The organism is Clostridium novyi NT (genome assembly GCF_000014125.1).
Lineage (GTDB): Bacteria > Bacillota > Clostridia > Clostridiales > Clostridiaceae > Clostridium_H > Clostridium_H novyi.
This window is the reverse complement of the sequence record NC_008593.1, coordinates 2397279-2412442: the sequence shown is the minus strand read 5'-3', so window position 1 is coordinate 2412442 and position 15164 is coordinate 2397279. Positions and strand designations below refer to the sequence as shown.

The window sequence follows — 15164 nt, the reverse complement described above, 5'->3', positions numbered from 1 at the left end:
AAAAGAAGCTTATCATTTGCCTTTAGTATATATCTGAGAATTCTATGTTTAACTGATCACTTTTAAATTCATATGGTGATATATCAGAATAGATAAGAATGTCTCTATCTTTTAGTGAAGTCACAGGAAGAGTGATTAAAAATTCACTTCCACGATCAATTTCACTATTTAATTTTATAGAGCCTTTATGTAAATCAACAAAAGACTTTACAAGAGATAGTCCAACGCCACTACCTTCTTGGTTTCTTGATAATGACTTATCAATTTGAAAAAATCTTTCGAATATAATCTCTTGATGACTTTTAGAAATACCAATACCGGTATCCTTTATGGAAATATCAACAAAATCTCCTTTGTCGTATATATTAACTGTTATCTTTCCACCAGGCTTTGTAAATTTTATTGCGTTAGATAGAAGATTTAATATAGTTCGTTCTATTAAATGAGGATCACAAGCTACAATTTTTTCTTCTGTATCTGTATCAAAAACGAATTGTAGATTTTTAGAATTTATATATGAAGAAGAAAATAGACAAATATCTTCAACTACTTCAACTATATTATAATTATCAAAATGAGTTTCAAAGTAACCTGAGTCAATCTTTGTTATATCTAGAAGATTATTTATTATTCTAACCATTCTATAAGAATTATCTTTTATTACATCACCGTATTTATCAAAGTTTGTCCTTAAAAAGTCATCTCCACCTTTTGATTGTAGAAATTGAATTGCACTTAAAATCAAATTAAGAGGAGTTTTTAGTTCATGAGATATATTTGCAAAAAACTTTGTTCTTAATTGATGGTAAGAAATAGTTTCATCTAAAAGTTTTTTGTTTTCCTCAGCTTCAATGCGAGGGGTTAGGTCATGTCCTATAGTAACTAGTCCAGAAGGATTACCATTAGAATCAAATACAGGTATTTTAAATATATCCAAAGTTATTTTAGAGCCGTCATCTAAAAGGAATTCATCTTGATAATTAATCATAGACCTTTTCTCTAAAGTTAAAATGTCAAAAGTTTCGTATTTTTCAAGTCTGTCCTTATGTGTATTTCTTGATTTTATTAATTCTGCTGTGGTTTTGTTTTTCCAATCAATATCCTTAAGGTCAAGAAAATCAATGGTTGCTCTGTTGACTTCAAGCCATCTACAATCACCATCCTTAAGACATATAAAATCAGGCGTAGAATTAATTAATGTCCTAAGTCTTTTTTCACTTTCAATTAAAGCAGTTCTAGTTTTATGTTTTTCATAAATACTAGTGGATAAAAGAAAACATAGTACAATAATGAAAATAACAAACAATAAAACTAATATCTTAGGTATAGTATAAGATAAAGGTTTTAAGTTTATAAATGAACTTTTATAAGGAAGCAGTGTGCTTGGAATATCAAATTTAGTAATAATCTCATAATCAAATTTATAATTTCCAATAGGAGTATTAATTATAGGAATGTTGTTTGGATTTTCACCTTTTAATATTTTAATAGCTATATTTCCTAAAACTTTAGCCTCTTTTTCACGACAAATCATTTTCCCACCTAAGACTCCATGTCCCAAAAACATTTCCCAAATGCTATATATGGGCATATTTAAGTACTTAGTAGATAATACTGTATTGGAATCAATAAAAATATAGTCACTATAATTTGTTGTAAATCCTGATAAAAGCAAAATTACACTATTTTTATGATATTTTTTTAAAAAATCTTTATCATGAAGTAAGTTAACGTTATTTAAAAATATAAAATTAACTTTTCCCTTAAAAATAGGAATAATAGAATTTAATAATTTTTTTAATGATAATCCTTTTAATGAATTATCATTTATAACTATTACATTTTTAGTGTTTTTGTTTAAAGATAATGCCACATCTATAGTTTCTTTAAGAGGTGGACGTTCAATCATACCTGTAAAAAGAGGGTTTCCTTTTAATGTTGATTCATTAATATAATGTGTTCCAGTAAATACTACAGGTGTATTAGGAAATAGTGACTTACTATATTTAGTTAAAAAGTTAAGTGAATCATCATCAATAGAAATAATTAAATCAAATTTCTTGTGGAGAAACTTCTTTTTATAAAATGTATATATATTTTCTATGCACTGACAGTCATTAAAAGATTTAGTATCCATATATTCCACTGTTATATTTAAACATTCATTGGATGATTTTAATATAGGAATTAATGAATCTATCATATATTGTGAACGTTTAATGCATTTATCATATGAGTTAAGTATGAGAATATGCTTTGGCGTTATATCATGTGCAAAAACATCATAATTAAAACTATTAAAAAGGGTAAAAATAAAAAAAAGAATGTAAAAAAATTTAATGAAACTTATTTTGTACTTCATTAACTGAAATCTCCATAAAACAATAAATTTTTGTCATATTTACAAAAAAATAAAATTGTAAATATGTGATAATTCTAGCACTAGAATTATGAGATTTCAATAATTAAATTATTAAAATTAAATATTTTTAAAAATATAATTAAAAATCAATAAAATTTTTATAAAAGTTAATAATATATTAAGAATAGTTATGATAGGAGGGGATTTTTTGAAGAAAAAACTTATATTTTTAATTTTAATGGTATATTTATGTAGTATTTTATCGGGATGTGTTAAAATGTCAAAAAAAATGACATTAGAACTAAAAAAAGGAGAAGCTTTTAGAATGCAAATTGATGGTGATAGAAGTTTTAAAGGACCATCAAGTGAGTCTATAGAATTAAAGAGCAGAGAAGCATTTTTGTGTAGTGTAAATGATGTAAATAATGCTAAGGATATGGAAATAAAAGTAACAATTGATTCTATTGATATTGATGCTTATATTAAAGGAAAAGATTATTTGAAAAAATATTTATCAGATATAGGTATATTTTTAGAGGGAGACAAGTCAATATACTCTAAATTTTTAGGAAAAAGTTTTAAGGTTAAGTTAACGGAAAACGGTAAAGTGGAAAAGGTTATGGGAATTGATGATATAGGAAATGCTGTTTTAAAAGAAGAACAGGATCCAAAGAAAAAGGAACTAATTAAAAATTTTATAAAAAAAGAACTTTCAGAAGAAGTTTTAGAAGAAAAAATACAAAGAATAATAGGATTTTATTCTGATAAAAAAGTTGATACTGGAGATAAATGGGAAAAAACAAATAAAGTATTAGCTAATTTACCAGTGGACGTAGATGAGAAATATACTTTAAAAGAGCGTAAAGAAGGAACCACTGATATTATTGTTAATGGAGAAATAAAGAAAAGAGAATCAGCACAGCCTGTTAAAGCGGACGATGTAGAAATAAGTTATGAAGATATTAAGGGAAAGGAAAAGGGTACTATAACAATAGGGCAAGAAAATAAAATGATTAAAACGGAAGAACTGGATAGTGAATATGAAGGAAAAATAAAGATAATGTTTAAAGATCCAAGCAAGGGTGCTGAGTATGTTCCCGTTTCTGCAAAAGAAAAGATAACAGTAAATGTTTTAAAACAATAGAATGGAGATTCCTGGTTGTAAATTTATTAAAGCTTATTATAATTAATATTAGGATAAAAGCTTTAGGATATTATAAATTTATATAAGGAGAGATGCGTAAATGGAAGCTGTAGTAAACAAGTTTTTAAAGTATATTAGCTTTGATACTAAATCAAATGAAGATTCAAATGCACATCCAAGTACAGAAGGACAAATGGTGCTTGCAAAAGAGCTTGCAAGAGAATTAAAAGAAATGGGAATGATTGATGTATCTGTTGATAGTAAAGCATATGTTATGGCAACTTTACCTGCAAATACAGAAAATCATGTTCCTACAATCGGATTTATAGCACATATGGACACAGCACCAGATATGAGTGGCAAGGATGTAAAACCTCAGTTTGTAGAAAACTATGATGGAAAAGATATTATACTTAACAAGGAAAAAAATATTGTTTTAAAGGTTAAAGATTTTCCGGAAATTAAAGATTATATAGGAAAAACCTTAATAACAACAGATGGAACAACTCTTTTAGGGGCTGATGATAAAGCCGGAGTTGCTGAAATTATGACAGCTATGGAACATCTAATAAACCATCCAGAAATAAAACATGGAACTGTAAAGATTGCCTTTACTCCAGATGAAGAAATAGGTGCAGGAGCGGATTATTTTGATGTTGAAAAGTTTAATGCTGATTTTGCATACACTGTAGATGGCGGAACTGTTGGAGAATTAGAATATGAAAACTTTAATGCAGCAGGAGTTAAGCTAACTATACATGGAAGAAATGTTCATCCAGGTTCTGCAAAAGATAAAATGATAAATTCAATAACAGTAGGTAACGAACTTCATTCAATGTTACCAGAAAATGAAGTGCCAGAACATACAGAAGGATATGAAGGTTTCTATCATATTGTAGCATTTAATGGTACAGTTGAAGAAACTAAAATGCAATATATTATAAGAGATTTTGATAGAAAAAAATTCGAAGAAAGAAAAGCTACAATGCAAAAGGTTGTAGATACTTTAAATAGTAAATATGGTGAAGGTACTGTTGAACTTCAAATGAATGATCAATATTACAACATGAAAGAAAAAGTTGAGCCTGTACATCATATCGTAGATACAGCATTTAAGGCAATTGAAGAAGTTGGATTAGTTCCAAAGGTAGTTCCTATAAGAGGTGGTACTGATGGTGCAAGATTATCATTTATGGGACTTCCAACACCTAACTTATTTACTGGTGGACATAATTTCCACGGAAAATTTGAATTTATACCTACATTTGCAATGAGCAAAGCTGTAGATGTAATTTTAAAAATCATAGAGCTTTATTCAAAATAATTAAATATAAAAAATAAAAAAGGCTAGGATTAACATTTTAATCTTAGCCTTTTTTTAATTAAACTTTTTCTTTACTTCGTTAAAAATATCATCATTTACAAATGGTGCGCAGAACTTAAATATTTTTTCATGTCCACAACTTGGACAAACACAAATGCAAACATTATAAGGAATATTATCTATTATATGTACTTCTAAATTTTCGGCTACATATGAATCACCGCAAATTTCACAAGGAGTAGAGTTAATGATGTTATATTCACTTTCTATATATTTCATAATATCATGTAATACCATATGATGCCTCCTAATATTAAATTGATAAATATATTTAATGGTAGCATTTAAAAAATATAATTTCAAGAAAAAACCATATAAAAGTTTATGATTAGAGTTAAGTAAATATAAGCAAATATACTATCATTTGAAATAAGTGAAAATAAAAATTGCAAAAAATAAAAATTTGTATTGACAATATAGTGAAAAAGTGATAAATTTTATTTAGACAAGTTAATAAAGGAGACATTTAATCCTTCAGGGCAGGGTGAAATTCCCGACCGGCGGTAAAGTCCGCGAGCCACTTTAGTGGTTGATTTGGTGAGATTCCAAGACCGACAGTAAAGTCTGGATGGGAGAATAGGATTAATTTATTAAGAAAGTTAGGATAAATGCTTTTATTTGCTATGATCTTTATTAGTAAATAAAGATTTATTTTAATAATTTTGTAGAATATAACATGCCCTGAAAATTAGTTTTAATTTTCAGGGCTTAATTTTTTAATAAATCTAAAAAACAAATCTTACAGAATATTCTTTAAATAGCAAGTTTGTTAATCAGAAAATTCTCTTAATGTTTAAAATCCCTTTAGGAAAATAAAAAATAGATATTATATAGACAATTAAATATTGCCTTATGGGAGGTGATTTAGTGGAACTCAAATTTATGAAAAAAGCAATTGAGTTATCAAAACTAGGTGTAGGATATACATATCCAAATCCATTAGTTGGAGCTGTTATTGTAAAGGATAACAAGATTATAGGACAAGGTTATCATGAGCGTTTTGGAGGAGCTCATGCAGAAGTGAACGCATTAAAAAATGCAACAGAAGATGTTACTGGGGCAACTATGTATGTAACATTAGAGCCATGTTCCCATTATGGAAAAACTCCACCTTGTGCAAATACCATTGTTAAAAGTGGAATCAAAGAAGTAATAGTTGGAATGAGAGATCCAAACGAACTAGTAGCAGGTAGAGGAATTAATATTTTAAAGGAAAATGGAATCAAGGTTATTGTAGGAGTATTTGAAGAAGAAATAAAAAAGATAAATGAGATTTTTATAAAATATATTACAACAAAAGAGCCGTTTTGTATTTTAAAAACGGCCATGACATTAGATGGAAAGATTGCAACAGTAATGGGAGATTCAAAATGGATAAGTAATGAACTTTCAAGAGAATACGTTCATGAAATACGTCATAGAGTTGCTGGAATTATGGTGGGTATAGGAACAGTGCTTAAAGATGATCCAAGTCTTACAACTAGACTAAAAGAAAAGACTGGACGAGATGCAACTAGAATAATTGTGGACAGTAAAGGAAGAATACCACTAAATTCTAAGGTTCTTAACTTAGATTCTAAAGAAAAAACCATTATAGCCACAACTAAACTTGCAGATAAACTAAAAATAGAAGAAATAAAGAAAAAGGGAGCAGAAGTAATAATAACTCCAATAAAAAATGGAAAAGTTGATCTTAAATTTTTAGTAATTGAACTTGGAAAAATGAATATAGATAGCATCTTATTAGAAGGGGGAGGCACTCTTAATTATTCGGCTTTAAATGAGGGAATAGTTGATAAAGTAATTTCTTTCATAGCTCCTAAAATAATAGGTGGACAAGATGCTAAAACTTCAGTGGCTGGAGAGGGTATAAAAAAGATAAGTGATGCCGTAACTCTTCATGATATAGAAATATCAAATTTTCAAGAAGATGTGGTTATAGAAGGATATGTTAAAAAGGAGAATAAGGTATGTTCACAGGAATAGTAGAGGAAATAGGAACAATAAACTCAATATTTCAAAATCGTGAAAATGCAAGAATAAAAATAGATGCAAATAAGGTTTTAGAAGATGTGAATTTGGGAGATAGCATATGTACAAATGGAGTATGTCTTACTGTAACAGAATATGATAGTAAAAGTTTTACTGTAGATGTTATGGGAGAAACTCTAAGACGAAGTAATCTTGGGGAATTAAAAAAGGGGGATAAAGTTAATTTAGAAAGAGCCCTTGCACTCGGGGGAAGATTTGGAGGACATATAGTTAGCGGACATATTGATGGTGTTGGGGTAATAAAGGAATTTTCAAATGAAGGCAACGCTATATGGATAAGCATAGAAACAAGTAATGATATTTTAAAAAGTATAGTTTTTAAGGGGTCAATAACAATTGATGGGGTAAGTCTTACTGTTGCATATGTGGATGATTATATTTTTAAAGTTTGTATAATACCGCATACTCAAAGTGAGACAATACTCACAAGTAAAAAGACAGGCAACAAAGTTAATTTAGAATGTGACGTTATTGCAAAGTATATTAAAAAGCTTTTAATGGTACAAGAAAAGAAAAAGACAATTGATATAGATTTTTTAAAAGAAAACGGATTTTTTTAAGGGAGGAATAGAAATGGAACAATTTAAATTTAATACTATTGAGGAAGCTATAGAAGATATTAAAAATGGGAAAATGGTTGTTGTAGTTGATGATGAAGATAGAGAAAATGAGGGAGACCTTTTAATGGCTGCTGAAAAGGTTACCCCAGAAGCTATTAATTTTATGGCAAAGTATGCAAGAGGACTTATATGTATGCCAATGACAGAAGAAAAGCTTAAGGAATTAGACTTATACCAAATGGTAATAAACAATACAGATACTAAGGAGACAGCATTTACAGTTTCTATAGATTCAGTTGAAACAACTACAGGTATTTCAGCATTTGAAAGAGCGTTAACAATAACAAAAGCTGTAGAAAAAGGAGCTAAAGCTAAAGACTTTCAAAGACCAGGACACATATTCCCACTAAGAGCTAGAAAAGGTGGAGTGCTAAAAAGAGCAGGACATACAGAAGCTGCTGTAGACCTTGCAACATTAGCAGGACTAACTCCAGCAGGAACTATTTGTGAAATTATGAATGAAGATGGAACAATGGCAAGAGTACCTGATCTTATGAAATATGTAAAGGTACATAATTTAAAAATAGTAACTATAGCAGATTTAATTGAGTATAGAAGAAAGACAGAAAGCTTTATTGAAAGACAAGGAAGTGCAAGTCTTCCAACTAAATATGGTGAATTTGAAATTATAGGTTATGAGGACAAATTAACAGGAAAAGAACATGTAGCATTAGTAAAAGGAGATATAAAAAACGGAGAACCAGTTTTAATTAGAGTTCATTCTGAATGCTTAACAGGAGATGTATTAGGTTCATTAAGATGTGATTGTGGAGATCAATTAGCACAAGCATTAAGACAAATAAACAAAGAAGGTCGTGGAGCATTACTATACATGAGACAAGAAGGTCGTGGCATAGGTTTAATAAACAAAATAAAAGCATATAAGCTACAAGACAATGGAATGGACACTGTTGATGCCAACTTAGCTTTAGGATTCCCAGAGGATTTAAGAGATTATGGAATAGGAGCTCAAATTCTTAAAGATTTAGGAGTTGAAAAAGTAAGACTTATGACAAACAATCCTAAAAAGGTATCAGGAATATCAGGGTATGGAATTGAAATTGTAGAAAGAGTTCCAATAGAAATAGAATGTAACAAGAAAAATGAATTTTATTTAAGAACTAAAAAGGAGAGAATGGGACACATTCTAAACTTTAAAAACATAAAAAAATATGATAAATCAATCAAGGAGGCATAATAATATGAGAGTATATGAAGGAAATTTAATATCAGAAGGAAAGAAATATGGAATAGTAGTAGGTAGATTTAATGAATTTATAGGAAGTAAATTATTATCAGGTGCGTTAGATGCCCTAAAACGTCATGGAGTAAAAGAAGATGAAATAGAAATTTCTTGGGTACCGGGAGCATTTGAAATACCTCTAGTTGCTAAGAAAATGGCTAAAACTAAAAAGTATGATTCAGTAATATGTTTAGGTGCAGTTATAAAAGGTTCTACAGCACACTTTGATTATGTATCAAGTGAAGTATCAAAGGGAATTGCAAATGTATCATTAGATACAGAAGTTCCAGTAATCTTTGGAGTGCTTACAACAGATAATATAGAACAAGCTATAGAAAGAGCAGGAACAAAGGCTGGAAACAAGGGCTATGAAGCAGCGGTAACTGCAATTGAAATGGCTAACTTACTAAGTGAAATATAGTATAAGGTAAGATATTATAAACATAAAAATTGTATTATAATTTTTTAAAATATATAGATTAACATCCTAGATTTATAAAAGTGTAATTAAAAATTAGAATAAGTGATAAAAATAGTCTAAATTATTTTTCTAAAATAGTTTAGGCTATTTTTATTGTGTTTAAGTATAGGTGCAAATAAATATAAACTTTTGTTATAGATTTAGACAACCCCTCATATATATTAAATAGAAAAGTATATGGGTAAATGAGGTGATAATAGATGATAAATATTATATGGTTTGTTCTGCTTGGCATAGGAATAGTTTTTGGACTAGCTACTGGAAATGGAGAAGTTTTATCAAAATCAATAATAAGTTCTACCCAATCATCAGTTAAGCTTGTAATTGGACTTGTTGGAATGATGAGCCTTTGGTGTGGTGTTATGAAGATAGCACAAAAAAGTGGCATTACAGAAAAACTTGCAATTCCATTAAAGCCATTACTTAGATTTTTATTTAAGGATGCATCAAAAAGCAAGGATGCTATGGGAAGTATGATAATGAATTTAACATCTAATATGCTTGGACTTTCTAATGCGGCAACCCCATTTGGAATTAAAACAATGGAAGAACTACAAAAACTTAACCCTAAAAAAGATACAGCAACAAATGATATGGCGTTATTTTTGGTGTTAAATGCAGCTTGTATTCAACTTGTACCAACCTCTGTAATTTCAATGAGGGCAGCCTGTGGATCTCAAAATCCAGGTGTTATAATCCTGCCAGCTATAATGACAACTGGAATTGCAGCTATTATGGGCGTTGTTTATTGCAAGATTTTAGAAAAGTTTTTTTGATACTTGAATAAGGGGGTAAAAAATTGAAATACTTTATAATATCTATAGTACCTATATTAATCGGATTTATTGTCATATATGGCATGATAAAAGGTGTTAAAATATATGAATGTTTTATAGAAGGAGCAAAGGATGGACTAAAGTTATGCGTAAACATATATCCTTATCTTTTAGCAATGTTATTAGCTGTTGGAGTATTTAGAGGTTCTGGAGCTTTAGGATACTTTATAAATTTTGTAAGACCAGTAGTTAAATTTATTGGACTTCCACCAGAAGTTGTTCCTCTTGTTATGGTAAAACCACTATCAGGTAGTGGAGCACAAGGAGTATTTATGGACATATTAAATCAATACGGAGCTGATACATATATTGGACTTGTAGCGTCTATAATAATAGGTTCTACCGAAACAATCTTTTATACACTTACTGTTTACTTCGGGTCTATAAATATTAAAAAGATAAGACATACTGTATGGGCAGCTGTAATGGCAGATTTAACAGCAGTAATAGCGGCAGTTATAATAGCTAGTAGAATATTTGTAAAATAGACAAAAATTGAATACTAAATGTTACAGTTATGAAACCTTTTTAAATAAAATATTATATATAATAAATATAGATGAAAATGTAAAAAATACATATAAAGAGGGGATAATAAATGAAGAAAATATTATTTCAAGATACAGATTCCTTGTTTGAAAAAGCAGGACTTGGAGCTTGTTTAGGAGCTTGTTTTGGATCTGTATTTGGTAATATGATGCTATTTCTAGCATTAGGATTAACAGTTGGAGTAACTTCAGAATTTATTCGCAGCTTAGTATATTATGAAAAGAACAAAATTATTAATCATTAAATAGGAATTAATTAGGGATAACCTAGTTAATTCCTATTTTGTTTATAGTGAAAATTACTTTAAATATGTTATATTCCAATTGTTTGAAAACATCGTAATAATATGTTATTATTAGATAAATTATCTTTTATACATACAAGTGTAGTTTATACACATACAAAAATACGTTTAGGAATTTACTCATTAAAGGGGAGTGTACATATATGATTAAAGTAAAAGTGCCAGGAACAACTGCAAATATGGGACCTGGATTTGATAGTTTTGGAATGGCTCTTGATATTTATAATGAAATAACGGTAGAAGAAATAGAATCTGGATTTGAAATGTTACAAGAAGGAGAGCTATCAGAAATTCCACTAGCAGAAAACTTAATATATACAACATTTTTAAACACATTAAATAAGCATAATTATAAATACAAAGGATTTAGAATAAATTTATCTAAGTGTGATGTACCTATGTCAAGAGGGCTTGGAAGTAGTGCTACATGTATAGTAGGAGGAATTTTTGCTGCAAATTCTATAATGGGAAATGTTATGTCTTTTGATGAAATAATAAAAGAGGCTGTAAGTATAGAAGGACATCCTGATAATGTAGTTCCTGCAATTGTTGGAGGAATGACTGTTTCTATAATGGACAAGGATAATGTAATATATTCTAATGTAACAGTTCCTGATAGATTAAGAGCTTTTGTAATGATACCTAATTATAAACTAGGTACGGAAGAGGCTAGAGGGGTTCTACCAGATAGTTATACAAGAGAAGAATGTGTATTTAACATATCTAGGGCTGCAATGTTAGTAAATGTTATGAACAATGGAGAGATAGAAAAATTAAGATTATGTATGCAAGATAAAATACATCAAAAATATAGAGGGGCTTTAATTAGAAATATTGATGATATATTTAAAAAAGCTTATGAATTTGGCTCTCTTGCAGAATTTATAAGTGGGTCAGGTTCAACCTTAATAGCCTTTATAGATAAAGACAACAATGAATTTTATGATAGAATGAAGAACTTTTTAGATACTTTAGAGGATGAGTGGACAGTACATTTATTAAAGCCTAACTTTACAGGGGCAGAGATTATAAAGAATAGGTAATTCCAAAAGGGATTACCTATTCTTATGTTATAAGTATATTTTTATATATTAGTTTCTAGTTTCTTTAAAGTTTTTCTAAACAATATAAACATAATAGTGCCGTCGATTATCCATTGAATCCCTGTAATCCACCATACATAGACTACAGAAGTTTTTGCAATATATACAAAGTAGAACATAAGAGGCAATCTAATTAGCCAACTAGATATAAGTGATACAATAAAAGGTGTTTTAGTATCACCCATTCCTTTTAATGCCCCTCCAAGTATAAGAGATAATCCCATAGGAATTTGCTCAATTGCAGCAACCATTAGACATAGTGATCCTAAATGAATAACTTGTTTTTCACCTTCAGTTATAAATAATTTAATGAGGAAATTAGGTGCTATTAAAAACATTAATGCACATAAAGCCATAAATATTGTTCCAAGGATTGTGCAAGTGTAAGCGTAATTTTTAGCTTCTTTAAAGTTCTTTTCCCCTATTTTATGACCAATTAGTGTAGTTGCTGCAACTCCAAATCCCCAACCAGGCATAAATGATACAGATTCTATTGTTGTAGTTATCTGATTTGCTGCAAAGGAAGTTTCGCCAAGACGCATTATCATAAATGTACTTAAAAGTCTGCTAACATCAAAGGCAGCTTCTTGAAATGAAGAGGGAATAGCAAGAACCAAAAGTGCTTTTAATTTTGTAAGATTTAAATTTATTATATATTTAAACTTTAACTTTATTTTAGATTTTGTAATTATATAAAAAACAGCAAATAAAAATCCAGAAAGCTGAGCTATAGATGTTGCTATTGCAGCGCCCTTTACTCCAAGTTCAGGAAAGCCTAGCTTACCAAATATTAAAACCCAATCTAAAGGAATATTTATTATGTTTATTATAAGGGAAATAATCAGCGGAGTTTTTGTATTTCCATAACCTCTTAGAACTCCATTTAACATACTGGTTTGCATAGTGAAAAATGAGCCTAAAGCTATGATTTTCATATAAGTATTTCCAAGAAGTATAACATTATTTTTAGCTCCACCAATGCGAAGAATACTGCTTGACTTTGTAAATAATAATAGAGAAATTATAAGTGAAATAATAAGACCTATGAAAAAACCAATAGATGCATATTCTTCAGCTGATTCAAACTCTTTAGCTCCAAAACGTCTAGCAACAATAGAGGTAATACCAATGGATATACCCACAGCTATAAATATGTTGATAAATGTGTATAGTATTTCAACGCTCAATCCAACAGCACTTACAGAATCTTGTCCTCCATATTTTCCAACCATCATTGTATCAAGAACACTTATGGTCATATATAAAATCATTTCTCCTACAGCGGGAAGGGCAAGGGATAGAACGTCTTTAATAGTTTTTTTGTTGAAAGTCATAGTATCACCGTCCTTTGATATATAAATAGAGTGAATTAATATCATTTTATAGGAAATCATTAGAAAATGGAACGTTGTTTTCGGTATAAATTAATTAATTTTTGCATAAAAAAAGAAACTATTAGAAAAATCTAATAGTTTCTCAGGCTGTTGATAAACATAATTTGTCAACAGCCTTTTTACATTTATTACAAAAAGGGTTTTTAGTTTTTATGTAGAATATATATTTTAGACCAATAAATCTTTTAGCCCGTTAGGGCTCCTACGGAGGAAAAATGCTTACTAATAATGAAAGAAAACAAAATCAATTAGAACTAGTTTACATAGAAAATTTAGTACCTGAAAATCATATACTTAGAAAAATAGATAAATACATAGACTTTTCATTTATAAGAGATTTAACTAAGGATTTATATTGTCCTGATAATGGAAGACCTTCAGTAGACCCAGTTGTATTATTTAAAATGCTTTTTATAGGATACCTATTCGGTATACGTTCAGAGCGTCAGCTTGTAAAAGAAATCCAGGTAAATGTAGCTTACAGATGGTTTTTAGGATATGGACTTACTGATAAAATACCAAGTCATTCCACTATAAGCCAGAATAGAACAAAAAGATTTAGTAATACAAATATACATCAAGAAATATTTGATAATATTGTATTTCAAGCTATTAATAGAAACTTGGTTGATGGCAAAATTCTATATACTGATTCTACTCACTTAAAAGCTAACGCTAATAAACATAAATTTATTAAAAAAGAAATAACTAAATCCACAAAGGAATACTTTGATGAATTAGAGAATGACATTAATAAAGATAGAATTAATCATAATAAAAAGCCTCTAAAAAAAAGACTAAAATAGCTGAAACTAAGGAAATAAAAGTAAGTACAACTGATCCAGACAGTGGATATATGGTTAGAGATGGAAAACCTAAAGGCTTTTTTTATTTAGATCATAGAACTGTTGACGGAAAGTATAATATTATAACAGACGTTCATGTTACTCCCGGGAATATAAACGATGTAGATCCTTATGTTAAAAGAATAGAAACTCAAATAGAAAAGTTTAATTTTAATACAAAATATTTAGTAGCAGATGCCGGATATTATACGAATCCTATTTGTAAACAAATTTCAGACAAAAATTATCAAGGTGTTTTTGGGTTCCGTTTAGGACCCCATGTTAAAGGAAAATATACAAAATATAGATTTCAGTATGTTAAAGAATTAGATGGATATGTGTGTATTAATAATTGCTTTTTAAAATATAGAACTACTACGAGGGAAGGTTATAAAGAATATTTAAGTAATGCGGAGCATTGTGCTTATTGCAAATATAAAAATAATTGCTTAACATCTGATAAATCCATTAATAGAACTATACGTCGTCATGTTTGGGAAGACTATAAAGATCAAATTTTTAGATTTACTAAAACAGAAAAAGGTAAAAGTATTTACAAACGACGTAAAGAAAAGATTGAGCGTAGCTTTGCTGATTCAAAAGAATTACATGGGCTACGTTATTGTCGCATGCGAGGAATTAAAAATGTTTCTGAGCAGTGCCTACTTACAGCGGTAGTTCAGAATATGAAAAAGATAGCCATGGTGCTATCGCATTATTTTTTGTGTACATTAATTCAAATTTATTCCAAATTAACATACATAATAAATATTTTTCGAATGCTATCGCATAAAAGAATTTTGGCGTAAACAAAAAAGAAACCATTAGAAAAATCTAATAGTTTCTT

General features: G+C 29.0%; 14 protein-coding genes and 1 riboswitch. Of the genes, 11 read left to right on the top strand and 3 right to left on the bottom strand.

Annotation, left to right across the window (positions count from 1 at the left end; genetic code table 11):
* Positions 1-22 precede the first annotated feature (22 nt).
* Positions 23-2203 (bottom strand): sensor histidine kinase, encoded by a 2181-nt coding sequence (locus tag NT01CX_RS11205; RefSeq protein WP_242648492.1) that lies wholly within the window; start codon positions 2201-2203, stop codon positions 23-25.
* A gap of 367 nt (positions 2204-2570) precedes the next feature.
* Here NT01CX_RS11205 and NT01CX_RS11200 point away from each other — a divergent pair, with 367 nt between their 5' ends.
* Together NT01CX_RS11200 and pepT are read left to right on the top strand one after the other, a co-directional pair.
* The gene (locus NT01CX_RS11200) at positions 2571-3506 is read left to right on the top strand and encodes a DUF6263 family protein (RefSeq protein ID WP_039223903.1); all 936 of its coding nucleotides are present in this window, start codon (positions 2571-2573) and stop codon (positions 3504-3506) included.
* Between the two features lie 100 nt (positions 3507-3606).
* Positions 3607-4830 carry a peptidase T gene (pepT, locus tag NT01CX_RS11195; RefSeq protein ID WP_011723161.1) on the top strand — a complete coding sequence of 408 codons (1224 nt, stop codon included), beginning with the start codon at positions 3607-3609 and terminating at the stop codon, positions 4828-4830.
* Positions 4831-4884: 54 nt separating this feature from the next.
* Here pepT and NT01CX_RS11190 read toward each other — a convergent pair whose 3' ends face one another.
* Complete coding sequence (locus tag NT01CX_RS11190) at positions 4885-5127, bottom strand: hypothetical protein (protein ID WP_011723160.1); 243 nt, start codon at positions 5125-5127, stop codon at positions 4885-4887.
* A gap of 229 nt (positions 5128-5356) precedes the next feature.
* Positions 5357-5476, top strand: a riboswitch (FMN riboswitch).
* Positions 5477-5757: 281 nt separating this feature from the next.
* On the opposite strand from NT01CX_RS11190, the gene ribD reads away from it, so the two are divergent.
* From ribD to thrB, 8 genes are all read left to right on the top strand, one after another.
* On the top strand, positions 5758-6876 hold the full coding sequence (ribD, locus tag NT01CX_RS11185) for a bifunctional diaminohydroxyphosphoribosylaminopyrimidine deaminase/5-amino-6-(5-phosphoribosylamino)uracil reductase RibD (RefSeq protein WP_039223897.1): 1119 nt from the start codon (positions 5758-5760) through the stop codon (positions 6874-6876).
* Positions 6861-7502, top strand: coding sequence for a riboflavin synthase (locus NT01CX_RS11180; protein ID WP_011723158.1), 642 nt, complete (start codon positions 6861-6863; stop codon positions 7500-7502). Before ribD ends, NT01CX_RS11180 begins: the two co-directional genes overlap by 16 nt.
* Positions 7503-7515: 13 nt before the next feature.
* Positions 7516-8760 (top strand): bifunctional 3,4-dihydroxy-2-butanone-4-phosphate synthase/GTP cyclohydrolase II, encoded by a 1245-nt coding sequence (locus NT01CX_RS11175; protein WP_011723157.1) that lies wholly within the window; start codon positions 7516-7518, stop codon positions 8758-8760.
* Between the two features lie 4 nt (positions 8761-8764).
* Positions 8765-9226 carry a 6,7-dimethyl-8-ribityllumazine synthase gene (gene ribE, locus NT01CX_RS11170; RefSeq protein ID WP_011723156.1) on the top strand — a complete coding sequence of 154 codons (462 nt, stop codon included), beginning with the start codon at positions 8765-8767 and terminating at the stop codon, positions 9224-9226.
* Between the two features lie 260 nt (positions 9227-9486).
* Entirely contained in the window at positions 9487-10062 is a 576-nt protein-coding gene (locus tag NT01CX_RS11165; protein WP_011723155.1) for a nucleoside recognition domain-containing protein, read from the top strand.
* 23 nt (positions 10063-10085) lie between these two features.
* The gene (locus tag NT01CX_RS11160) at positions 10086-10610 is read left to right on the top strand and encodes a spore maturation protein (RefSeq protein ID WP_011723154.1); all 525 of its coding nucleotides are present in this window, start codon (positions 10086-10088) and stop codon (positions 10608-10610) included.
* Positions 10611-10720: 110 nt separating this feature from the next.
* Positions 10721-10915: a hypothetical protein gene (locus NT01CX_RS11155; protein WP_039223888.1), complete on the top strand. Its 195-nt coding sequence runs from the start codon at positions 10721-10723 to the stop codon at positions 10913-10915.
* A 203-nt stretch (positions 10916-11118) separates the two neighbouring features.
* Positions 11119-12018: a homoserine kinase gene (thrB, locus tag NT01CX_RS11150; RefSeq protein WP_011723151.1), complete on the top strand. Its 900-nt coding sequence runs from the start codon at positions 11119-11121 to the stop codon at positions 12016-12018.
* 41 nt (positions 12019-12059) lie between these two features.
* On the opposite strand, the gene NT01CX_RS11145 is transcribed toward thrB, so the two are convergent.
* Positions 12060-13412 carry an MATE family efflux transporter gene (locus NT01CX_RS11145; RefSeq protein ID WP_039223885.1) on the bottom strand — a complete coding sequence of 451 codons (1353 nt, stop codon included), beginning with the start codon at positions 13410-13412 and terminating at the stop codon, positions 12060-12062.
* A gap of 275 nt (positions 13413-13687) precedes the next feature.
* Between NT01CX_RS11145 and NT01CX_RS11140 the strand changes: the two genes are divergently transcribed.
* A protein-coding gene (locus NT01CX_RS11140) for an IS1182-like element ISCno1 family transposase (RefSeq protein ID WP_148195533.1) occupies positions 13688-15126 on the top strand; the annotation gives its coding sequence in 2 pieces (ribosomal slippage) (positions 13688-14258 and positions 14258-15126; 1440 coding nt in all).
* The last annotated feature ends 38 nt before the right edge of the window (positions 15127-15164 follow it).